The organism is Agromyces molybdatiresistens, from assembly GCF_052748445.2.
Window position 1 is genome coordinate 2268634 of the sequence record NZ_CM188258.1, and the last position, 21211, is coordinate 2289844.

The window sequence follows — 21211 nt, forward strand, 5'->3', positions numbered from 1 at the left end:
TCGTGGGAACGAGCCGGAACATGGTGGGTATAGCTCAGTCGGTAGAGCGCCTGGTTGTGGTCCAGGAGGTCGCGGGTTCAAGCCCCGTTACTCACCCCAATCGCCTCCAGATCGGAGCTGTTCGTGGAACTCGACGCCGAGGCCTTCGAACGGCTCGTCGTCGATGAACTCGACGAGCTGCCCGACGACATGGTCGAGGGCCTCGAGAACATCGTGTTCGTGGTCGAGGACCGACCTGAGGACGGATCGCTCGACCTCCTCGGACTCTACGAGGGCGTGTCACTGACCGAACGCGACCGATACGGATTCGGCGAGATGCCCGACCGCATCGTGCTCTACCGGGAACCGCTGCTCGCGATCGCCGAGACCGAGGAGGCGCTCCGGGACGAGATCCACGTCACCCTCGTCCACGAGATCGCGCATTTCTACGGCATCGACGACGACCGGCTGCACGAGCTGGGCTGGGCGTGACCTCCGCCGCGCTAGCCTGATTCGCATGAGTCCCTCCCCCGGACGCGTCGTCGGCATCGCCGTCGGCGCGCTCGCGATCCTCGGCATCGGCGTCTACGGTCCGGCCATGCTCCTGGGTCCGCTCCCCGACGTCCAGGTCCAGGTCGACGCCGCGCAGTCCGCCGCACCGGCGACCACGTCGGTGGCGCTGCCCGTCGAGGACGCCTCGGCGGTCGCGTTCATCGGCGACGACGGCGAGGCGGTCGGCGTCGCGGCATCCGCCGACGACGAGCCTTCCCCCATCGGCGGTGCAGCGAAGCTCGTCACGGTGCTCGTGGTGCTCGACTCGCTGCCGCTCGCGACCGACGACGACGGGCCGTCGATCCGGATCGGGGCCGAGGACTACACGGACTACCTCCGCTACTCGGGCGAGGGCTCGCGCACGGTGCAGGTGTCGCCGGGTGATTCGTGGACCGAGCGGGACGTCGTGCAGGCCGTGTTCCTCGGCTCGAGCAACAATCACGCCGACACCCTCGCCCGCTGGGCCTTCGGCAGCGTCGACGCCTACGTCTCGACCGCGAACGAATGGCTCGAGGAGCAGGGGCTCACGTCGACCAGGGTCGTGGACGCCACCGGACTCTCCGGCGACAACGTGGGAACGGCCGCCGAGCTCACGCAGCTCGCGGCGATGGTGCTCGCGGAACCGACGCTCTCCACGATGCTCGAGGGTGACGCCGACTCGCCGACGTCGACCGACGACCGCCGGATCCCCGACGCGATCGCCCACCTGGGCGGCGACGGCATCCGCGCGATCAGCCGGAGCTTCACCGATCAGGCGGCGATCACGTTCGTGTGGACGGCCGAGCTCGCGTCGGGCGACGATCGGCGCACGATGGTGGGCGCGATGACGGGCGTCGACGACTACGACACGCTGGATCCGGCCGTGCTCGGCGCCGTCGAGGCCATGCAGGCCGCCTCCGATCCGATCGAGGTCATCGTCGCCGGCGCCGGCTACGGCGAGGTCCGTTCGGCGTGGGGCGACACCGCGCGGCTCGTCGCGACCGCGGGGCGGACGGATGCCGCGCTCGGAGCGGTCGCGGAGGACGCGAGGGTGGACGTGGAGCCGTTCACCACCGCACCGGCCGGCCGTCAGGTCGGGACGGTCACGGTCGTGATCGGCGAGCGCGAGGTCAGTTCTTCGCTCGAGCTCGATTCGGCGATCTCGGACCCTGGACCGATCTGGCGCCTCACCCATCCGGGTGAACTGATCGGGGCGTTCCTCGACGACGATGCCTGAGTCGACGGCCGAGCGCCGGCCGGTCGTCTCACGTCATCGGCGAGCGGCTCAGTCGTTCTCCTCGTCGGACTCGACCGGGTCGGAGTCCGTGGCGTCGAAGCGGAAGCGGACGCGCAGCTGCCCGCCGACGTCCCGCTGATCGATCGCGTCGTACCAGAAGAGGGATTCGAGACCGTCGACGGCGGCGACCATGCCGACCCGCTCCTCCGGCCGGCCGCGCACCAGGGCCCGCTGCTCGAAGTCGCCCTCCAACGGACCGTCGATGAACTCCGCCACATACGTCGCATCAGCCATGTGCCGAGCGTAGACCCGACCGGGTCCGCCGCGCAGCACCTGCGCGGATCAGGCGAGTCGCACGGTCACGGCCGCAGCCCGGTCCGCATCGGACTGGCGCCGGTACCGTCGCCAGTCCGACTCCCACTCCGCCCAGAAGTCGTCGAAGCCGCCGGCATCCCGTTCGAGCGCCCGATCCCGGCGGGTGGCGTACGGAGCGTCGAGCCACACCCGGATGACGCCCGGTGCGGCCGCCCCCGCGAGGAACGCGCCGCAGCCCTCGAGCACGAGGGCCCGGCCGGGCGGGCGCCGCTCGGTCCCGCCGGGTCGGTCGGCGTTCCAGTCCCACCGGTCGAGGGCACCGACGCGGCCGGACACGTGCGGGTGGACGAGGCGCGGGCCGAGGGCGGCCGCGCCGCGCCGGAGGCCGCGCCATCCGGGGATCGCCGCGTCGACGCGGACGAGCGCGGGCGGGCGTCCCGGCCACGCCGCGACGAGCGCGGCCGCGAACGTGCTCTTGCCGGCGCCGCTCGGGCCATCGACGAGCACGAGCGGATGCCGCCGCGCGCGCGCCGCGCGCAGGACGGCCTCCACGGCGGGGCGGAGGGTGCGCGCGCGGTCGGCGTTCACACCCACACCGGGTGGTAGGTGCCCGCCCAGACCGCACCCGCGATCGCCGTCGCCGCGATCGCGGCCGCGATCACGACCAGCACCGCGTCGCGCGCACCGACGCGCGAGGGTCGCGCCCAGGTCCGCGGGATGTCGGCGCCGAACCCGCGCGCCTCCATCGCAGTCGCGAGCTTGGATCCCCGCCGGATCGCGAGGACGAGCAGTGCGAACCCCATGGTCGCCGCACGGCGGACCGCGCCGTGGTCGCCGATGCCGCGCGCCCGGCGGGCGAGCGCCATCGCGCGCCAGTCCTCGACGAAGAGCCCGACGAGGCGCGTCGCGGCGAGCGCACCGAGCACGAACCGCGCGGGCAGCCGCCACACCTGCGCGAGGCCGTCGGCCAGGTCGGTCGGGTCGACGCGCAGGAACAGCAGCGCGGCCGGCAGCCCGATGGCGAGCACGCGCAGCGTCACGGCGATCGCGAGCTGGATCGATCCGTCGGTGATCTCGGCGAGCCAGAACTCCCAGTACACCGTGCCCGACGGCCGCCCGTAGAGCAGCATGCTCATGCCGGCGAGCGGCGCGGCGACGAGGATCGGCCACGTGCGCCGGACGAGGAGGCGCGGGGTGACGCCGGCCAGCGCGAACAGCACGAGCTGGATGCCGAGCGCGATCGCGGCGCTCACCCAGTCGACGGTGAGCAGCAGCGGCGTCGTCAGCACCATCGCGGCGGCGAGCCGGGTCGCCGGGTTCACGCGGTCGACGAACCCCAGCGCGGGGCCTGCGGACGCGTCGGCGATCTCGATCGTGCTCATGCCCGACCGCCCCGAGTCGTGGTGGCGGCGTCGAGCGGCGTGCCGACGTCGAGCGCGATGCGGTGCGCGCCGAGCGAGGCGATGAATGCCGCGTCGTGCGTCACCGACAGGAGCGTCGTGCCCTCGCGAACCAGCTCGTGCAGGAGCCGCACGAGCTCGACCCATCCCAGTCGGTCCTGGCCGAAGGTCGGCTCGTCGAGGATCACCGCGCTCGGGCGCGTCGCGAGCACCGCTCCGACGGTGAGCCGCCGCGCCTCGCCGCCCGAGAGCGTGAACGGGTTGGCCGCGGCGAGATGGTCGAGTCGGAGGCGGTGGAGCACCTCGTCCACGCGTGCGTCGACCTCCGTCGCCGCGAGGCCGAGCGCGCGCGGTGCGACTGCGACCTCGTCGCGCACGGTCGTCGCCACGAACTGGTGCTCGGGCTCCTGGAAGACCGTTCCGATCCGGGTGAGCAGGTCGCGCGAACGCCAGCGGACCGGGGCATCGCCGCGCCCCCGCGCGAGCGAGGGCGCGGCGATCACGCCCCCGGCGCGCGGCGCGAGCAGCCCGCCGAGCGTCAGCGCGAGCGTCGACTTCCCCGCGCCGTTGGGCCCGGTGAGGACGGTGGAACTCGCCGCGGACACGACGAGGTCGAGCCCCTCGTGCAGCACGGCGCTCCGCGGCCGACCGATCGCGAGCGCCTCGGTCGAGATCGCGGGGCCGGCGCCCGGCACGGCGGCATCCGTCGCGTCGGGCACCTCGAGCGGGACGCCCGGAACCCAGACGCCGGCTGCGGCGAGCGACTCGCGCCGCTCGTCGAGCACGGACGACGGCGGACCGTCGGCGAGCAACCGGCCGTCGGCCCCGAGCACCACGACCCGGTCGACGAGATCGAGCCAGACGTCCACGCGGTGCTCCACGACCACGAGCGTCGCGCCCGTCCGGGCGAGCACCCGGGCGACGGCCTCGCGCACCTCGACCACGCCGCGTGGGTCGAGGTTCGCCGTCGGCTCGTCGAGCAGGAGCAGGCCAGGGCGCATCGCGATCGCGCCCGCGAGCGCCATCCGCTGCTTCTGACCGCCCGACAGTCGCGACGTCGGGTGATCGAGCGGCAGGTCCAGCCCGACCGCGTCGACCGCCTCGCGCACGCGCGGCCAGATCTCGTCGCGCGGGATGCCGAGGTTCTCGCAGCCGAAGGCGACATCGTCGCCCACGCGCGCGAGGATCACCTGCGAGTCGGGGTCCTGCAGGACGAGGCCGGCGCGCCCGCGCGCCTCGGCTGGTGGATGCCCGTCCAGCAGGAGCCGTCCGTGGTGCTCACCCTCGTCGTCGCCGCCGAGCACGCCTGCGAGGGCATGCAGCAGCGTCGACTTGCCCGACCCGGACGGGCCGAGCAGCAGCACCCGCTCGCCCGGGTGGATGCGGAGGTCGATGCCCTGCAACGCCGCCCGACGGCGGCCGGCATGCCGCCAGCCCCATCCGGTGGCGTCCACACGGGCGGGAACGGCGGCGTGCGAAGCCCGGTCCATGCTCAGACCCGTCCGGTCACGTCCCGCCCGGCGCCGAATCGGTTGAGCGCGCCGGTCGCCGCGAGCGCGCGGACCACGATCCAGCCCAGCAGGCCCGCGAGGATCGCGCCGGACACCACGACCGTGCCGAAGTACAGCGCCAGGAACTCGGCCGACTTCTGCAGGTTGCCGGACAGGAACAGTTCGAGGGTCCACGCAGCTGCACCGGCCGCCGCGCCCGCGAGCATCGCGGTCACGACGCCGAAGCGCCGGTACCCCGTCGCGAGGAAGACCAGTTCGGCCCCGAGTCCCTGCGCGAGGCCCGAGTAGATCGTCTCGATGCCCCACTGGTTGCCGATCAGCGCCGACACGATCGCGGCGAGGAGCTCGACGAAGAGCGCCGCGCCGGGCTTGCGGATGATGAGCCCGCCGAGCACGCCGCCGATGAGCCAGATGCCCACCGCGACGCCGCCGAGGCCGGGCGTGAGCGCGTCGGCGGCGCTGAACCACGCGTAGCCGACGTTGTTCCAGATGAGGAAGACCAGCCCTGTCGCGACGCCGATCACGCTCGCGACCACGATGTCGACGACCCGCCAGCGGGTGCTGCGGGTCGCGGCGGACTCGCGCTCGCCCTTCGTGCCGGCCGTGGGGGTCTGGTCGGTGGATGTCTCGTGCACTGTCGTGCCCTTTCGTCTCGAGGAAAGCGGCACGGGATTGAGATCGGATGCCCTCCCTGCGCTGGCATGACCCAGATCAGGTTCGACGGTCGAAGGTTGGAGAACCTTCCTCTCAGCCCGGCTCACCGGACTCCCGTGTTCGCCCACGAGTATACGCGCGTCGCGCACCCGCGTCGGCACGCCCGCCACCCGGTGACGGAGCGTGACGGCAAGCGGATGCCGCGGTGCGGGCGCGACGGCCTGCGACTACTTCTTCAGCGCGCGGATCACCATCCGCAGCGCCTTGCCCGTGACCACGACGAGCGGGATCGACACGATGAGCAGGCCCAGCACGTTCGGCTCGAACCGGACGTCGCCGCCGCGGCCGACGTAGGCGCCGAGCGGCACCGACCAGCCGCCGCCGCCGCCTCCGGAGCCCTCGCCCTGCTGGTCGGAGCTGTCGGTGCCGCTGCCGGCGCCGCCGCCGAAGCCGTAGGCGCCGAGCGCGACCGGCAGGACCTCGGCACCGCCGATCTCGACCTTGTCGGCGTAGGAGGTGCGGACGCCGACGCCGGCGACCCTGTCTGCGAGTTCGAGCACGAAATCAGCCATGCCGCCACGGTACCCGCGTGGCGGGGCGGTCGGAAGGGCATTGACGCATGCCAAGGGCGCGGGCGCGCGGGCGCCGCGGTCACCAGAACGATCGCGGCCCGGGAGGCGGCTCCTCCTCGCCGGCGTCGCGCACGGTCGGGGCCGCCGACTCGGCCGCGGGACGCACGAGCGCCGCCGGGCGAACGGCGCCGCGCCCGAACCGCCTGGCCACCTCGTCGATCGTGCGCTCGGCGTCACGCCACTCCTCGTCGGGATCCCACAGCGGGGCGCCGTCGCCGGCGTGGCGCAGATGCTCGGCCCGCACGCCGATGAGCCGCACGCGGCGCCCGTCGCCCACGAGGTCGCCGAGCGGCACGAGCGCCTCCTCGTAGATGCGGCGGGCGACGTCCGTCGGCTCGGCGAGCGTGCGCGACCGCGTGACCGTCGTGAAGTCGCCGTACCGGAGCTTCAGCGTCACCGTGCGGGCGAGCATGCCCGCCTGGCGGAGGCGCACGCCCACGTCGTTCGCCAGCCGGAGCAGCTCGCGCGCGATCTCGTCGTGCGCGACGAGGTCGTGGTGGAACGTCGTCTCATGACCGATGCTCTTCTCGATCCGCCGCGTCTCGACGTCGCGCGGGTCGACGCCGTCGGCGAGTCGCGAGAGACGCGCCGCGAGGGCGGGCCCGACCGCGCGGGTCAGTGCCTCCTCGGGCATCTCCGCCACGTCGCCGACCGTGCGGAGGCCGAGCTTCAGGAGCGACTGCTCGGTCACGCGGCCCACGCCCCAGAGCGCCGAGACGGGCAGCGGATGCAGGAACGCGGTGGTCTCGGCCGCGGGCACGACGAGCATGCCGTCGGGCTTCGCGCGCGACGAGGCGACCTTCGCGACGTACTTGCTCGCGGCGACGCCGACCGAGCACGTCAGGCCGGTCTCCTCGTGCACGCGGCGGCGGATGGTCCACGCGATCTCGGCGGGGCTGCCGTGCAGCCGGCGCGCGCCGGAGACGTCGAGGAAGGCCTCGTCGATCGACAGCGGCTCGACGAGCGGGGTGAGCTCGCGGAAGATCGTCATGACCCGCTCCGAGTATTCGGAGTACCGCCGGTAGTCGCCGCGCAGCACGATCGCGTTCGGACACCGCTGGAGGGCGATCGACATCGGCATCGCCGAGTTCACGCCGAACCGCCTGGCCTCGTAGCTCGCGGCGGCCACGACCCCACGGCCGGCGGTGCCGCCGACGAGCACCGGCTTGCCGCGCAGCTCGGGCCGCCGCAGCAGCTCGACGGACACGAAGAACGCATCCATGTCGACGTGCAGGATCGGCGTCGCGGAGTCGTCGACGGGCCCGGTCGTGACCTGGCGCGACGAGCCGTCCTGCTTGCTCACGGAGCGACCCTAGCGCCCGCCGCCGACACCCGGATCAGAACCCGAAGTCGCCGAAGTCGCCGCCGCCGCCGAAGTCGCCGCCGCCGAAGCCGCCCCAATCGCCGCCGGCGTCCCCGGCGCCCGCCGCGTCGACCGAGCCCGCGTCGGCTCCGGCATCGGCACCCGAGTCGGCGCCGTCCGCACCGCCGTCGGTCGCGCCCGAGGCCTCGAACGCCGACGGGTCGGGCAGGAACGCCTGCGCGATGGCCGAGCCGATGACCACGCCGGCGACGGTGCCGAGCAGCGACCCGCCGACCATCGATCCGAACGACGGCCCCTGCCGCACACCGGGTGCACCGGCGGCGCCGGACGCTCCCGCGAACGCCCGCTCCATCGAGCCGGGCTGCCGCAGCTCCTGCCGCGTCGCCGCACGCGCGAGCGCCTGCGGGTCGTCGGAGACGAGCCGCTCGCCCTCGGGCGCCTGCTCGGCGAGCGAACGGAACACCTGCTGCCGCTGCTCGGGCGTGAGCTTCGCGAACGCCTCGGCGTGCACCGCCTCGATCGACTCGGGAGGCGCGGTGCGCAGCAGGTAGCGGTAGCGCTCGATCGCGAGCTCGTCCTCGCTGAGACGCCGCGCCTGCGGCGCGGGCGGTGCCGGCTGGGCGGGTCGTGCCGCGCGGTCGTCACCGCCGCCGAAGAGTCGGTCCAGGAATCCCATGGTGTCCTCGCAAAGGTTCGGGGAGGTTCAGGCTACTGACGCACGCCAAGAACGGGCTGTGAGACGACGGATGCCGCGGCGCGACCACGCGTGCCGCGGCATCCGTCGACCGGGGTGGGTTAGCTTCCGGCGGCCGCGCGCTCGAGCACGAGCTCGCGCACACGCGCCGCGTCGGCCTTGCCCTGCATGGCCTTCATGACCGCGCCGATGACCGCGCCGGCGGCCTGGACCTTGCCGTCGCGGATCTTGGCGAGCACGTCGGGTTGTGCCGCAAGCGCCTCGTCGATCGCGGCGATGAGCGCGCCGTCGTCGGAGACGACCGCGAGGCCGCGTGCGTCGACGATCTCGCGCGGCGAACCCTCGCCGGCGATGACGCCCTCGAGCACCTGACGGGCGAGCCGGTCGGTGAGGACGCCCTCCTCGACGAGCGCCGCGAGCTCGGCCACGTGCGCCGGCTCGGCGAGGCCCGCGGCATCCGCGCCCTGCGCATTCGCGATGCGGGTCAGCTCGCCGGTCCACCACTTCTTGGCGGCGGCCGGGCTCGCACCCGCGGCGATCGTCGCGGCGACCTCGTTCAGCAGGCCGCCGTTGGCGACATCCTGGAACTCGAGGTCGGTGAAGCCCCACTCGGCCTTCAGGCGCCGACGGCGCGCGGCGGGCGGCTCGGGCAGCGCGGCGCGCAGCTCCTCGATGACGGCCGGGTCGGGCTCGACCGGGAGGAGGTCGGGCTCCGGGAAGTAGCGGTAATCGTCGGCGTCGGACTTCGGACGGCCCGGGCTCGTGGTCCCCGTGTCCTCGTGCCAGTGCCGCGTCTCCTGCGTGATCGTGCCGCCGTCGGCGAGGATCGCCGCCTGGCGCTGGATCTCGTACCGGACCGCGCGCTCGACCGAGCGCATCGAGTTGACGTTCTTCGTCTCGGTGCGCGTGCCGAATTTCTCCTGGCCCTTCGGGCGGAGGGACACGTTCGCGTCGCAACGCAGGTTGCCGCGCTCCATGCGCGCCTCGGAGATGCCCAGCGAGAGCACGATGTCGCGGATCGTGGCCACGTAGGCGCGAGCGAGGGCCGGAGCATCCGCCCCCGCACCCGCGATCGGCTTGGTCACGATTTCGACGAGGGGCACCCCCGCACGGTTGTAGTCGACGAGCGAGTACTCGGCGCCGTGGATGCGGCCCGTCGAGCCCACGTGCGTGAGCTTGCCGGCGTCCTCCTCCATGTGGGCGCGCTCGATCGCGACCTCGAACGTGCGGCCGTTCTCGAGCTCGACCTCGACCGAGCCCTCGAACGCGATGGGCTCGTCGTACTGGGAGATCTGGTAGTTCTTGCCGAGGTCGGGGTAGAAGTAGTTCTTCCGCGCGAACCGGCTCGACGGCGCGATCGAGCAGCCGAGCGCGAGCCCGAGCGAGATCGAGGAGCGCACGGCGGTGCCGTTCACGGCGGGGAGCGAGCCGGGCAGGCCCATGTCGACGGGCGCGACGAGCGTGTTCGGCTCGGCGCCGTGGAACGCGTCGTTCGCCGGGTTCGGCGCCGACGAGAACATCTTGGTCCTCGTGTTGAGTTCGACGTGAACCTCGAGGCCGATCACCGGCTCGAAGCGCTCGAGGGCCTCGTCGAAGTCCATCAGTGCCGCGCGCGCCATCAGACCACGCCCTCCTCGGTCGCCTTGAGTTCGTGGGTGGACAGGTCGGGCGCCTGGGCGAGCAGCGGACCGCCCCAGCGCTCGACGAGGAGCGCTTCGAGGGCGCCGCCGACGTTGTAGAGGCGCGCGTCCTCACGGGCGGGCGCGAGGAACTGGATGCCGACGGGCAGGCCGTCCTCCGGTGCGAGGCCGGCCGGGACCGAGATGCCGGGCACGCCCGCGAGGTTCGCGGGGATCGTGGCGACATCGTTGAGGTACATCGACAGCGGGTCGTGGAGCTTCTCGCCGAGCTTGAACGCCGTGGTCGGCGCGGTGGGCGTGGCGAGCACGTCGACCTTCGCGAACGCGGCGTCGAAGTCCTGCTGGACGAGCGTGCGCACCTTCTGGGCGCTGCCGTAGTACGCGTCGTAGTAGCCGGCCGACAGGGCGTAGGTGCCGAGGATGATGCGGCGCTTGACCTCGGGCCCGAAGCCCGCCTCGCGCGTGGCGGCCATGACCTCCTCGACCGTGCCGCCGCCCTCGGGGACGACCCGGAGGCCGAAGCGCACCGAGTCGAACTTCGCGAGGTTCGAGGACGCCTCGGCGGGCAGGATCAGGTAGTACGCGGCGATCGCGTACTCGAAGTTCGGGGCGCTCACCTCGACGATCTCTGCGCCGTTCGCAGCGAGCAGCTCGAGCGACTCGTGGAATCGCCCTCGGACGCCCGCCTGGAACCCGTCGGAGTCGAGTTCCTTCACGACGCCGATGCGGAGGCCGGACACATCCGCTCGGCGCACCGCCGCGGCCATCGACGGCCAGGGGTCGGGGATCGAGGTCTGGTCGTGCGGGTCGTGCCCGGCGATGACGTCGTGCAGCAGGGCCGCGTCGAGCACCGTGCGGCTGACCGGGCCGACCTGGTCGAGCGACGAGGCGAGCGCGATCGAGCCGTAGCGGCTGACGCCGCCGTAGGTCGGCTTCGTGCCGACCGTGCCGGTCACGTGCGCGGGCTGCCGGATCGAGCCGCCCGTGTCGCTGCCGAGCGCGAGCGGCGCCTCGAAGGCCGCGACGGCGGCGGCGGAGCCGCCGCCCGAGCCGCCGGGGATGCGCTCGAGGTCCCACGGGTTGTGCGTGGGGCCGTAGGCGGAGTGCTCGGTCGACGAGCCCATCGCGAACTCGTCCATGTTGGTCTTGCCCAGCGGCACCATGCCGGCCTCGCGGACCTTGCGCACGGGCGTCGCGTCGTACGGCGGGATCCAGCCCTCGAGGATGCGCGAGCCCGACGTCGACGGCATGCCCGTCGTGACGAGCACGTCCTTGATCGCGATCGGCACGCCCGCGAGCGGGCCGAGCTCCTCGCCGGCCGCCCGGCGGCGGTCGACCTCGGCCGCGGTCTCGAGCGCCGCGGCGTTCACGTGGAGGAACGCGTGCACGGCGCCGTCGACGGCCGCGATGCGGTCGAGGTGGGCGGTGGTCGCCTCGACGGACGAGACCTCGCCGGAGGCGAGCTTCGCGGCGAGGTCGGCGGCGCTCAGCCGGATCAGCTCGCTCACTGCTCCTCCCCCAGGATCGCCGAGACCACGAATCGGGTGCCGTCGTGCTCGGGCGCTCCCGAGAGCACCTGCTCGACGCTCAGCACGTCGGCCGGCACGTCCTCCCGAAGCGGGTTGTGCAGCGGGATCGGGTGGCTGGTGGGCACCACGTCGGGCGTGGCCACCTCGCTCACCTTCTCGACCGCGTGCATGATCTGGCCGAGCTCCGTCGTGAGGTGCTCGATCTCTTCCTCGGTGAGCGCGATGCGGGCGAGGTTCGCGAGATGCGCGACCTGCTCGGCGCTGATTTCAGACATGCTGCTCCGTCGTCCGGGAATGGGGATGCAGCGATTCTATCGAGGCGGGCCGATGCGGCCGACGCCGCCCGGCGGGCCGGTCACGCATCGAGTGCTGCCGGCCCCTGCGTCACGAGGATCGCGAACTGCGCCGCATCGATGATCCGGACGCCGAGTTCCTCCGCCTTGGCGAGCTTCGAGCCGGCGCCGGGACCCGCCGCGACGAAATCGGTCTTCTTCGAGACGCTCGACGCCGCCTTCCCCCCGGCCGCGATGATCGCCTCCTGCGCGCCGTCGCGAGTGAATCCGTCGAGGCTGCCGGTGGCGACCACGGTCAGTCCGGCGAGCACGCCCCCCGCGTCGGCGGCCCTCCCCGGCCCCGGGTGCCCGGCCGTCGCGAACTGCACGCCGGCAGCCTCCCACCGCTCGACGATCTCGCGGTGCCAGTCGACCCCGAACCACTCGAGGAGCGAGTCGGCGATGATGCCGCCGACGCCCTCGACCTCGGCGAGCTCTTCGCGACTCGCGGAGCGGATCGCGTCGAGCGAGCCGAAGTGATCGGCCAGAGCTCGCGCCGCCACGGGCCCGACGTGACGGATGTTGAGTGAGACGAGGATGCGCCAGAGCGGCTTGGTCTTCGCCTTCTCGAGCTCGGCGACGAGCTTCGTCGCCGCTTCGGAGGGCAGGAGCTCCCGGTGGTCCTTGCGGATGCCCGCCGCCCGGCGCTCGGCGGGCGTCATCTGCTCGGCACCCGGAGGGTAGGTGATCCGCACCTTCTGGAAGGGCGCCCGTCGCACCTCCTCGCCGGTCACCGGGTCGGTGCGCGGTTCGCCGGTCTCCGCATCGCGGACCACGACCTCGATCGGCACGAGCTCGTCGACGGAGAGGTCGAACAACCCCGCCTCCGTCACGAGCGGGGGCGTCGCGGGGACGTACGGCTGCGTGAGCGCCGCGGCGGTCACCTCGCCGAGGGCCTCGATGTCGAGGGCGCCGCGCGAGCCGATGTGCTCGACGCGGCCGCGGACCTGCGCCGGGCAACTGCGCGCGTTCGGGCAGCGGAGATCGATGTCGCCCTCCTTCGCCGGGCGGAGCGGCGTGCCGCATTCGGGGCAGCGCTCGGGCATGTGCCATTCGCGCTCGCTGCCGTCGCGCAGCTCCTCCACGGCCCCGAGGATCTCGGGGATCACGTCGCCCGCCTTGCGGAGCACCACCGTGTCGCCGATGAGGACGCCCTTCGCCTTCACGACCTCCTGATTGTGGAGCGTGGCCTGCTCGACCGTGCTGCCCTGGACCTTGACGGGCGCCATGACGGCGTACGGCGTCGCCCGGCCCGTGCGCCCGACGCCGACGCGGATGTCGAGGAGCTTGGTGTGCACCTCCTCCGGCGGGTACTTGTAGGCGATCGCCCAGCGCGGCGCGCGGCTGGTGGCGCCGAGCTCGTCGTGCAGCGCGAGCTCGTCGATCTTCACGACGATGCCGTCGATCTCGTGCTCGACGTCGTGGCGGTGCTCGCCGCGGTCGGCGATGAACGCGGTGACCTCGTCGATCGTGTCGAACACGCGCGAGTGCGGCGAAACGGGCAGCCCCCAGCCGGCGAGCAGTCCGTAGATCTCGGATTGGCTCGTCACGGGCGGATCCTCCCACGCGCCGATGCCGTGCAGGTACAGCGCGAGTCGGCCGAGCCGCTCCCGCATGAGTTCGAGCTGCAGCGCGGACTTGTTCTCGCGTCGCTGCCGGAGGCTGCCCGCCGCGGTGTTCCGGGCGTTCGCGAACTCCGCGAACCGGGTCGGGATCGCGTCGTCGGCCCGGCCCCTGGCGCGCTGCTCTGCGGCGAACTCGGCCTGCAGCGCGTGCTGCCGGGCATTCAGCGCCTCGAAGTCCTCGGAGCGGAGGAAGACCTCGCCGCGGACCTCGAAGAACGGCGGGAACCCCTCGCCCTCGAGCCTCCGGGGGATCGCGGGGATGAACTCGACGTTCTCGGTGATGTCCTCGCCCACGCGGCCGTCGCCCCGCGTCGTCGCGGTCTCGAGCACACCGTCGCGGTAGGCGAGGCTGATCGCCAGGCCGTCGATCTTGAGCTCGGAGAGCCAGCGCACGCGGCGCCCGGCGGCCGCCTGCGCCTTCGCGGCCCATTCGGCGAACTCGTCGAGGCTGAAGACGTTGTCGAGGCTCAGCATGCGCTCGGCATGCTCGTGCGACGGGAACCCGACCGACACCAGCGCTGCGCCGACCTGCTGGGTGGGGCTGTCCTGCCCAGCGAGCTCGGGGAAGGCGCGCTCGATCGCTTCGAGGCGATGGAAGTCGGCGTCGTACTCGGCGTCGCTGACGAGGCTCACGCCCTCCGAGTAGTACGTCCGTCGGTACCGTTCGATGCGCTCGCGGAGCGCCTCGGACTCGCTCCGGGCATCGTCGAACTCGGTGGGGATGTCGGTCACGAGAGTCATCCTATGAGCGCCCTCCGACGTCGGGCGGTCCCGTGCGGGAGGCCGGCGCCACCGGGCGCCGACCTCCTGGGACGGACCGGGTGCGCGGAACTCCGCGCACCCGGTCGGCCGTCACCGGACGGGCTCGGTGCCGAAGCCGACCGCGTCGACCCGACGGTGGTACCGGGTCCCCGCCTTGCCGCCGAGCACGGCTCCGCCGAGGCTCGCGGCGATCACCAGCACGAGCGTCGCGACACCGGCGATGGTCAGCTCCCCCTCCGTCACCGGGATGCGCGGGAAGGCGTTGAGGTTCGCGAGCACGTCGTACTGGGCGCCCGCGATCGCGGCGATGACCGCGCCGACGACGGCCACGACGATCGCCCAGAGCCAGACGGCGAGTCCCTGCTTGAGGCCGTTGAAGCGAGCCATCCGGCCTGCGACGTAGCCGCCCGCGAAGTAGGCGACGAACAGGATGACGAGGAGCACGATGGCGCCGACGATGCCGATCGTGCCCGCGTTCTCGGCCGCCGCCTCGTCGAGGCCCTCTCCGAGGGTGCCGAGTCCGAGCGCGGCGCCCGTCGCGGCGAGGAGCGTGGTGAGCAGCACGGCCACGCCGACTGCGGTCAGCCACCCGAAGAAGGCCGTACCGAACTTCATGCCCCCGAAGCGCTCGCGCTCACGGTCGAGCATGGCCGCCCGCATCGCGGGATCGGCCACCACCGGTCGGTCGTCGTGCACGACGCGGCCGTCGCGGTCGACGACCTCTCGATCGTCTCGGACGCCGTCGCGATCGCGGTCGACGACCTCGCGGTCGTCTCTGACGCCGTCGCCGTCGGCGTCGACCGACCTGTCCGTGGGTGTCGTCCGGGTGCGCGGATCGCGATTCGGATCGTGCCCGGGACGGTCTGTGGAGGTGCTCATGATGTGGTCCCCTCTCTGGTCGTCGCCGTGGGCGGAGCCCTGCCGGCGCGTCTGAGACCCTACGCGCGGACGACGGCGCGTGCGGGGGCCTTGACAAACCGGGCGCGCGTGCGCTCGCAGCATGCAGGGAACATCCAGCGGGCGCCCAGCAGGGGCGCATGGGCCCCGCCGGCCGACGGGGCGACTCGGGCTAGTCGTCGACTCCGACGCGGTCGACGCGTCGGTGGTACCGGACCCCGACGACCCCGCCCAGGAGGGCACCACCCAGCGCGACGACGGCGACGGCGACGGCGGCGGAGACGCCGACGACCATCAGGGCGTCCTCCGGGACGGGAACACTCGGCCGGGCGCCCGCGACGTGCACCAGGAGGTCGTACCGGCCATCCAGGAGCGCGATGCCGATCCCTCCGGCGACCGCGAGGACGATCGCCCACACCCACACGGCGAGCCCCTGCGCGATGCCGCTGAATCGCGCCATCCGCCCCGCCACGTAGCCGCCGCAGTAGGCGGCGACCAGCACGATCGCGACGAGCACGCCGACGACCACCCAACCGACCGCAGTCGAATCGAGCGGGCCGACGCCGCCCGAGGCCCACGGGTCCGGTATCACCGCGAGGCCGAGCGTCGCGTCCGCGAGGACGAGCGCCGCCGCGAGCAGGGATCCCGTCGCCGCGGCGACCAGTACGCCGAAGAAGGCCGCGCCGATCTTCGGACCGCCGAACGCCTCGCGCTGGCGCTCCGCGACCTCCTCGAAGGTGACGGGCGGCGGCTCGACGGCGTCGTAGCCGCCCGGCCCGGGGTCGATGACGACCGTCGACCCGGTGACGGGTGCCGGGTCGAGGTTCCGGAACGGATCCGCGGGATCGCGTGCGGGGTCGGGATACAGCGAGTGCGAGTACGTCACGGGAGCTCCTCACGCGGCGTCGCCGGGGGGACGCGACGCCACCTAGGGCACCTTACGCGATCCGGCCCCCGAATGGGGGACAGATTCTGCCTAGGCCCCGACGGGGACCGCGCTGATCGTGCGGTCGATCGTGCACTGGCCGAGCACTCGGGTGCCGACGTAGACGACCGCGGTCTGCCCCGGCGCGACGCCGTCGAGGGGGCTTCGCGGCGTGATCACGAGCTCGGCTCGGCCGGAGCCATCCGTCCTCACGCTCGCGACCGCCGGAACCGGATCGGCGTGCGCGCGGATCTGCACCTCGCAGTCGAAGGCGTCGCCGTCGGCGACGACGAGACCGGATGCCACGGGGTCGGCGCCCGCCCACGAGAACCGCGATCCGGCGACCTGCGCGACGGCGAGCGCCTCCTTCGGGCCGACGACCACGGTCCGCTCCTTCGGGCGGACCTCGAGCACGAATCGCGGCTTGCCGTCGTCCGCCGGGGTCCCGAGCCGGAGCCCGCGACGCTGGCCCACGGTGTACGCGTGCGCGCCCTCGTGCGCGCCGACGACGGCTCCCGACCGGTCGACGATGTCGCCCGGCGCGGTTCCGACCTTCTCGGCGAGCCAACCCCTGGTGTCGCCGTCGGAGATGAAGCAGATGTCGTACGAGTCGGGCTTCTGCGCGACCGACAGGCCGCGGCGCGCGGCCTCCTCGCGGACGAGCTGCTTGGAGGGCGTGTCGCCGAGCGGGAAGTACGCGTGCGCGAGCTGCTCGGCCGTGAGCACGCCGAGGACGTACGACTGGTCCTTCGCCTCCGCGCTCGCGCGGTGCAGCTCGCGGCGGCCCGCGGCATCCGTCGTGATCTTCGCGTAGTGCCCCGTCGCGACGGCGTCGAAGCCGAGCGCGAGCGCCTTCTCGAGCAGCGCCGCGAACTTGATGCGCTCGTTGCAGCGCATGCACGGGTTCGGGGTGCGTCCGGCGGCGTACTCGGCGATGAAGTCGTCGACGACATCGGCCTTGAACCGCTCGGAGAAGTCCCACACGTAGTACGGGATGCCGAGGACGTTCGCGGCGCGCTGGGCATCCATCGAGTCCTCGATGGTGCAGCAGCCGCGGCTGCCGGTGCGGAGCGTGCCGGGCATGCGGCTGAGCGCGAGGTGGACGCCGACGACGTCGTGGCCGGCCTCGACGGCGCGCGCGGCCGCGACGGCGCTGTCGACGCCGCCGCTCATCGCTGCCAGGACTCGCATGCCCCCCAGTCTACGAACCCGTCCCTGCGCCCTCGCTGGATCCCCCGATCCCCCGGTCCCGGCTCCCCGGTCAGCGGTCGAAGGCGGTGAGGCGGGCGGCCATGCCGGCCCGGCTCGCGCGCTCGACCGCCGCCGGGAGCGCCTCGAGGAACGCATCGACGTCGGCGTCGGTCGTCGTCCAGCCGAGCGTGATGCGGAGGGCGCCGCGCGCCTCGGCCTCGGTGCGTCCTATCGCGAGGAGCACGTGCGACGGTTCCGGCACACCGGCCTGGCACGCCGATCCGGTCGAGACGGCGACGCCCGAGGCGTCGAGCAGGAACAGCAGCGAGTCGCCCTCGCACCCGGCGAACGAGAAGTGCGCGTTGCCCGGCAGCCGCCCTGCGGGGTCGGGGTCGCCCGAGAGGCGGGCGACCGGCACGGACGCCGCGACCCCTGCCACGAGCCGGTCGCGCAGGCGCGACATCCGCTCGTCCTCGGCGACGGACCGCTCGGCCGTCGCGCGCGCGGCCGCGGCGAATCCGGCCGCCGCCGCGACATCCTGGGTGCCCGAGCGGATGCGACGCTGCTGGCCGCCGCCGTGCAGCAGCGGCTCGATGCGGGTCGATCGGTCGAGCACGAGCGCGCCGATGCCGACCGGTCCCCCGACCTTGTGCGCCGACACGCTGATCGCCACGAGGCCGGCGCCCGCGGGGGCCGCCGTGTCGCGGCGCACCGCGCGCAGGTCGACGGGCACATGCCCGTAGGCGGCGATCGCGTCGACGTGGAGGGGCACTCCCGCCCGCGCGCAGAGTTCGGCGACCTCTCGCACGGGCTCGATCGTCCCGACCTCGTTGTTCGCCCAGAGCATCGTGACGAGGGCGACGGATGCCGCGTCCCGCGCGAGCTCGGCGGCGAGCGCGTCGACCCGCAGCCGTCCCACCCCGTCGAGCGGCACCTCGACGACCTCGGCGCCTTCCATGCCCGCGAGCCACTCGACCGTGTCGAGCGTGGCGTGGTGCTCCCCGCCGGGCAGCAGGATGCGGCGGGCGGACGCCTCGGCGCGCCGTCGCCAGAAGAGCCCCTTGACCGCGAGGTTCACGGCCTCGGTGCCGCTGCCCGTGAAGACGACCTCGATGGGGTCGGCGCCGAGCGTCGCGGCGACCTGCTCTCGCGCCTCCTCGAGCAGGCGCTTGGCGTGCTGGCCCGCACTGTGGATCGACGCGGGGTTGCCGACGAGGCGCAGCGCGTGCGTGATCGCGTCGATCGCCTCGGGGCGGAGCGGCGTCGTTGCGGCGTGGTCGAGGTAGACGGGTTCGGGGCGGGGCATCGAGCACCTCCTGACCGGGAACCGGTTCCCCACGAACTACTGTAGTTCGCATGTCCCCGCCCGATCCGCTCCGCGACCTCGGCGTGCGCACCGGCCCGGGAGGCGGCACGATCCGGGTCTGGTCGGAGCACGCGACCTCCGTCGACCTCGAGGTCTTCGGCGCGGAGGATCTGAACTGGGCGATCGAGCGGGTGGCGCTCGAACGCGACGCGCACGGCGTGTGGGAGGGGTCATCCGCCGCCCTCGTCCCCGGCGCGCGCTACGGCCTGCGCGTCGACGGGCCCGCGGGCCTCGAGCACGCCTTCAACCCGGCGCACACGCTGCTCGACCCGTGGGCGCGGGGCCTGCATGCGGCCGCCGATGGGTCGTGGCGCGGGGTCGTGCTCGACTCGCTCGGCTCGGAGGGCTTCGACTGGGGCGGCGCCCGAAAGCCACGGGTGCCGCTCGACCACACCGTGGTGTACGAAGCGCACGCGAAGGGCTTCAGCCGGCTGAACGAGCGCATCCCCGAGGCCCTGCGCGGCACCTACGCCGGCCTCGCTCACGACGCGTCGCTCGAGTACCTCACCGGCCTCGGCATCACGACGGTCGAACTGCTGCCGGTGCAGGCCTTCGTTCCCGAGGAACGGCTCGTGCGACAGGGCCAGGTCAACTACTGGGGCTACAACACCCTCGGCTTCTTCGCGCCGCACGCGCCGTACGCGAGCTCGACGGCCCAGGCCGGCGGCCCCGCCGCGGTGCGGCGGGAGTTCGCGGGCATGGTCAAGCGCCTGCACGAGGCGGGCCTCGAGGTCGTACTCGACGTCGTCTACAACCACACCGCCGAGGAGGGTCGGCAGGGGCCGACGTACGCCTTCCGCGGCATCGACAACGCGTCCTACTACCGGCACGACGCGCACGGCCGGTACGTCGACACCACCGGGTGCGGCAACACCCTCGACTTCGGGCAGGATGCGCCGGTGCGCCTCGTGCTCGACTCGATGCGGTACTGGGCCGAGGAACTCCAGGTCGACGGGTTCCGCCTCGACCTCGCGGCGACACTCGGACGCGATGCGCTCGGCGCCTACTCCCCCGAGCATCCGCTGCTGCAGGGCATGCTCGCCGACCCCGTCATCGGCGCGTCGAAGCTCATCGCCGAGCCGTGGGACGTCGGGCCGTTCGGCTGGCAGACCGGCAACTTCGCGCCCGGGTTCAGCGAGTGGAACGACCGCTACCGCGACCGCATGCGCGACTTCTGGCTGGGCGACCTGCGCCGCGAGCGCCGCGGCGAGCACGGCAGCGGCATCGGCCGTTTCGCGACCCGCCTCGCGGGCTCGTCGAACACGTTCGCCGCCGAGCGCGGCCCGCTCGCGAGCCTGAACTTCATCACCGCGCACGACGGCTTCACGCTCGCCGACCTCACCGCGTACGACGTGAAGCACAACCTCGGCAACGGCGAGCACAACCGCGACGGCTCCGACCACAACAACTCCTACAACCACGGCGTGGAGGGCCCCACGGACGACGCCGACGTCGTCGCGGCGCGCGGCCGGAGCATCCGGAACCTGCTCGGCACGCTGCTGCTGTCGGCGGGCGTGCCGATGCTCACCGCCGGCGACGAGTACGGCCGCAGCCAGCGGGGCAACAACAACGCGTACTGCCACGATTCCGAGCTGACGTGGCTGGCATGGGATGGCGCGGCGCGCGACGCCGCGCTCGAGGCGACGACCCGGCACCTCCTGCGGCTGCGCCGCGAGCACCCGGCGCTCCGGCCCGTCCGGTACGGGCGCTTCGGCGAGCGCGTGCCGAGCGCGTCGCAGATGGACTGGTACAACGCCGCAGGCGAGACCATGACGATCGAGCACTGGAACGACCCGTCGCAGCGGACCCTGCAGTTCCTCGCGGCCTCCACGCCGGAGTTCGAGGAGCACAACCGCATCCTCCTCGTCGTGCACGCCTCGGAGGTCGGGGTCGAGGTGCTCCTGCCCGAGCATCCGGGCGTCGACGGCTACGAACCGCTGTGGGACTCGGCGGTCGACGAACCCGGCGACGAGCCGGGCGCCGTGCACGAGCCCGGCACGCGGCTGGCGATGACGCCGCAGTCGATGCGGCTGTTCCGCGCGTCAGGCGACCCGGCGCCCGTGCTGGTGGATGCCGCGGCGGGCTCGCTCGGCGCAGGGGCCGACGTGGCCGACGTGGCCGGCGACGGGCGTCGCGCCGACGATTCGGAGCCGTCGCGCTGATGGCGAGGCGACCGGATGCCGCGGCGGGAACGCCCGCGACCGTCGCCCTGGCACGCGCCGGCATCCCGTTCACCGCCCACCCCTACGAGCACGACCCGCGCGCGGCTGCGTACGGCCTCGAGGCCGCAGAGAAGCTCGGGATCGAGCCGGAGCGGGTGTTCAAGACGCTGCTCGCGAACGTCGACGGCGCCCTCGCCGTGGGCATCGTCCCGGTCGCCGAGCAGCTCGACCTGAAGGCCCTGGCCGCCGCGCTCGGCGGCAAGCGGGCGGAGATGGCCGACCCCGCCCTCGCGGAGCGGAAGACCGGGTACGTGGTCGGCGGCATCAGCCCGATCGGGCAGAAGGTCGCGCTCCCGACCGTGCTCGACGAGACCGCGATCCTGTTCGACACGATCCTCGTCTCCGGCGGGCGCCGCGGTCTCGACCTCGAGCTCGCACCCGACGACCTCGTCGCCGTCACGTCCGGCCGCTACGCCCCGATCGCCCGCGCCCGCTGACGACCCGC

General features: G+C 73.3%; 20 protein-coding genes, 1 tRNA gene and 1 riboswitch. Of the genes, 5 read left to right on the forward strand and 16 right to left on the reverse strand.

Features of this window, described 5'->3' with window-relative positions; genetic code table 11:
* The first annotated feature begins 23 nt into the window (after window positions 1-23).
* From ACULK2_RS10505 to ACULK2_RS10515, 3 genes are all read left to right on the forward strand, one after another.
* A tRNA-His gene (locus ACULK2_RS10505) sits at window positions 24-99 on the forward strand.
* A gap of 24 nt (window positions 100-123) precedes the next feature.
* Window positions 124-471: a metallopeptidase family protein gene (locus ACULK2_RS10510; RefSeq protein WP_445967194.1), complete on the forward strand. Its 348-nt coding sequence runs from the start codon at window positions 124-126 to the stop codon at window positions 469-471.
* A gap of 25 nt (window positions 472-496) precedes the next feature.
* Window positions 497-1747 (forward strand): D-alanyl-D-alanine carboxypeptidase family protein, encoded by a 1251-nt coding sequence (locus tag ACULK2_RS10515; RefSeq protein WP_445967195.1) that lies wholly within the window; start codon window positions 497-499, stop codon window positions 1745-1747.
* 48 nt (window positions 1748-1795) lie between these two features.
* Here ACULK2_RS10515 and ACULK2_RS10520 read toward each other — a convergent pair whose 3' ends face one another.
* From ACULK2_RS10520 to ACULK2_RS10595, 16 genes are all read right to left on the reverse strand, one after another.
* The gene (locus ACULK2_RS10520) at window positions 1796-2041 is read right to left on the reverse strand and encodes a hypothetical protein (protein WP_445967196.1); all 246 of its coding nucleotides are present in this window, start codon (window positions 2039-2041) and stop codon (window positions 1796-1798) included.
* A gap of 48 nt (window positions 2042-2089) precedes the next feature.
* On the reverse strand, window positions 2090-2650 hold the full coding sequence (locus tag ACULK2_RS10525; protein ID WP_445967197.1) for a nucleoside/nucleotide kinase family protein: 561 nt from the start codon (window positions 2648-2650) through the stop codon (window positions 2090-2092).
* Window positions 2647-3444 carry an energy-coupling factor transporter transmembrane component T family protein gene (locus tag ACULK2_RS10530; RefSeq protein ID WP_445967198.1) on the reverse strand — a complete coding sequence of 266 codons (798 nt, stop codon included), beginning with the start codon at window positions 3442-3444 and terminating at the stop codon, window positions 2647-2649. Before ACULK2_RS10530 ends, ACULK2_RS10525 begins: the two co-directional genes overlap by 4 nt.
* Window positions 3441-4952 carry an ABC transporter ATP-binding protein gene (locus ACULK2_RS10535; protein WP_445967199.1) on the reverse strand — a complete coding sequence of 504 codons (1512 nt, stop codon included), beginning with the start codon at window positions 4950-4952 and terminating at the stop codon, window positions 3441-3443. Before ACULK2_RS10535 ends, ACULK2_RS10530 begins: the two co-directional genes overlap by 4 nt.
* A 2-nt stretch (window positions 4953-4954) precedes the next feature.
* Window positions 4955-5608, reverse strand: coding sequence for an ECF transporter S component (locus tag ACULK2_RS10540; protein ID WP_445967200.1), 654 nt, complete (start codon window positions 5606-5608; stop codon window positions 4955-4957).
* A 36-nt stretch (window positions 5609-5644) separates the two neighbouring features.
* Window positions 5645-5755, reverse strand: a riboswitch (TPP riboswitch).
* A gap of 99 nt (window positions 5756-5854) precedes the next feature.
* Window positions 5855-6199 carry a hypothetical protein gene (locus ACULK2_RS10545; protein ID WP_445967201.1) on the reverse strand — a complete coding sequence of 115 codons (345 nt, stop codon included), beginning with the start codon at window positions 6197-6199 and terminating at the stop codon, window positions 5855-5857.
* Window positions 6200-6278: 79 nt separating this feature from the next.
* Window positions 6279-7562 (reverse strand): DNA polymerase IV, encoded by a 1284-nt coding sequence (locus tag ACULK2_RS10550; RefSeq protein WP_445967202.1) that lies wholly within the window; start codon window positions 7560-7562, stop codon window positions 6279-6281.
* Window positions 7563-7596: 34 nt separating this feature from the next.
* The gene (locus ACULK2_RS10555) at window positions 7597-8259 is read right to left on the reverse strand and encodes a hypothetical protein (RefSeq protein WP_445967203.1); all 663 of its coding nucleotides are present in this window, start codon (window positions 8257-8259) and stop codon (window positions 7597-7599) included.
* Window positions 8260-8378: 119 nt separating this feature from the next.
* Complete coding sequence (gene gatB / locus ACULK2_RS10560; RefSeq protein WP_445967204.1) at window positions 8379-9896, reverse strand: Asp-tRNA(Asn)/Glu-tRNA(Gln) amidotransferase subunit GatB; 1518 nt, start codon at window positions 9894-9896, stop codon at window positions 8379-8381.
* Window positions 9896-11425, reverse strand: a complete 1530-nt coding sequence (gatA, locus tag ACULK2_RS10565) for an Asp-tRNA(Asn)/Glu-tRNA(Gln) amidotransferase subunit GatA (RefSeq protein ID WP_445967205.1) — start codon at window positions 11423-11425, stop codon at window positions 9896-9898. The genes gatB and gatA overlap by 1 nt, the downstream gene beginning before the upstream one ends.
* Window positions 11422-11721 (reverse strand): Asp-tRNA(Asn)/Glu-tRNA(Gln) amidotransferase subunit GatC, encoded by a 300-nt coding sequence (gene gatC, locus ACULK2_RS10570; RefSeq protein WP_445967206.1) that lies wholly within the window; start codon window positions 11719-11721, stop codon window positions 11422-11424. The genes gatA and gatC overlap by 4 nt, the downstream gene beginning before the upstream one ends.
* Window positions 11722-11801: 80 nt before the next feature.
* On the reverse strand, window positions 11802-14144 hold the full coding sequence (gene ligA, locus ACULK2_RS10575) for an NAD-dependent DNA ligase LigA (RefSeq protein ID WP_445967207.1): 2343 nt from the start codon (window positions 14142-14144) through the stop codon (window positions 11802-11804).
* A gap of 111 nt (window positions 14145-14255) precedes the next feature.
* Entirely contained in the window at window positions 14256-15044 is a 789-nt protein-coding gene (locus tag ACULK2_RS10580) for a hypothetical protein (protein WP_445967208.1), read from the reverse strand.
* Window positions 15045-15234: 190 nt separating this feature from the next.
* On the reverse strand, window positions 15235-15948 hold the full coding sequence (locus ACULK2_RS10585; protein ID WP_445967209.1) for a hypothetical protein: 714 nt from the start codon (window positions 15946-15948) through the stop codon (window positions 15235-15237).
* 90 nt (window positions 15949-16038) lie between these two features.
* Window positions 16039-17178 carry a tRNA 2-thiouridine(34) synthase MnmA gene (gene mnmA / locus ACULK2_RS10590; protein ID WP_445967210.1) on the reverse strand — a complete coding sequence of 380 codons (1140 nt, stop codon included), beginning with the start codon at window positions 17176-17178 and terminating at the stop codon, window positions 16039-16041.
* Between the two features lie 70 nt (window positions 17179-17248).
* Window positions 17249-18484, reverse strand: a complete 1236-nt coding sequence (locus tag ACULK2_RS10595; RefSeq protein WP_445967211.1) for a cysteine desulfurase family protein — start codon at window positions 18482-18484, stop codon at window positions 17249-17251.
* Window positions 18485-18534: 50 nt separating this feature from the next.
* On the opposite strand from ACULK2_RS10595, the gene glgX reads away from it, so the two are divergent.
* On the forward strand, window positions 18535-20706 hold the full coding sequence (gene glgX / locus ACULK2_RS10600) for a glycogen debranching protein GlgX (RefSeq protein WP_445967212.1): 2172 nt from the start codon (window positions 18535-18537) through the stop codon (window positions 20704-20706).
* Entirely contained in the window at window positions 20706-21203 is a 498-nt protein-coding gene (ybaK, locus tag ACULK2_RS10605) for a Cys-tRNA(Pro) deacylase (protein WP_445967213.1), read from the forward strand. The genes glgX and ybaK overlap by 1 nt, the downstream gene beginning before the upstream one ends.
* Window positions 21204-21211 lie beyond the last annotated feature (8 nt).

Coding starts and splice junctions, on each gene's coding strand:
- gatC (WP_445967206.1), bottom strand. CDS start 11,721: ATGTCTGAAATCAGCGCCGAGCAGGTCGCGCATCTCGCGAACCTCGCC.
- ACULK2_RS10535 (WP_445967199.1), bottom strand. CDS start 4,952: ATGGACCGGGCTTCGCACGCCGCCGTTCCCGCCCGTGTGGACGCCACC.
- ACULK2_RS10555 (WP_445967203.1), bottom strand. CDS start 8,259: ATGGGATTCCTGGACCGACTCTTCGGCGGCGGTGACGACCGCGCGGCA.
- ACULK2_RS10530 (WP_445967198.1), bottom strand. CDS start 3,444: ATGAGCACGATCGAGATCGCCGACGCGTCCGCAGGCCCCGCGCTGGGG.
- glgX (WP_445967212.1), top strand. CDS start 18,535: ATGTCCCCGCCCGATCCGCTCCGCGACCTCGGCGTGCGCACCGGCCCG.
- ACULK2_RS10515 (WP_445967195.1), top strand. CDS start 497: ATGAGTCCCTCCCCCGGACGCGTCGTCGGCATCGCCGTCGGCGCGCTC.
- ACULK2_RS10520 (WP_445967196.1), bottom strand. CDS start 2,041: ATGGCTGATGCGACGTATGTGGCGGAGTTCATCGACGGTCCGTTGGAG.
- ACULK2_RS10580 (WP_445967208.1), bottom strand. CDS start 15,044: ATGAGCACCTCCACAGACCGTCCCGGGCACGATCCGAATCGCGATCCG.
- ACULK2_RS10545 (WP_445967201.1), bottom strand. CDS start 6,199: ATGGCTGATTTCGTGCTCGAACTCGCAGACAGGGTCGCCGGCGTCGGC.
- gatB (WP_445967204.1), bottom strand. CDS start 9,896: ATGGCGCGCGCGGCACTGATGGACTTCGACGAGGCCCTCGAGCGCTTC.
- mnmA (WP_445967210.1), bottom strand. CDS start 17,178: ATGCGAGTCCTGGCAGCGATGAGCGGCGGCGTCGACAGCGCCGTCGCG.
- ACULK2_RS10595 (WP_445967211.1), bottom strand. CDS start 18,484: ATGCCCCGCCCCGAACCCGTCTACCTCGACCACGCCGCAACGACGCCG.
- ybaK (WP_445967213.1), top strand. CDS start 20,706: ATGGCGAGGCGACCGGATGCCGCGGCGGGAACGCCCGCGACCGTCGCC.
- ligA (WP_445967207.1), bottom strand. CDS start 14,144: ATGACTCTCGTGACCGACATCCCCACCGAGTTCGACGATGCCCGGAGC.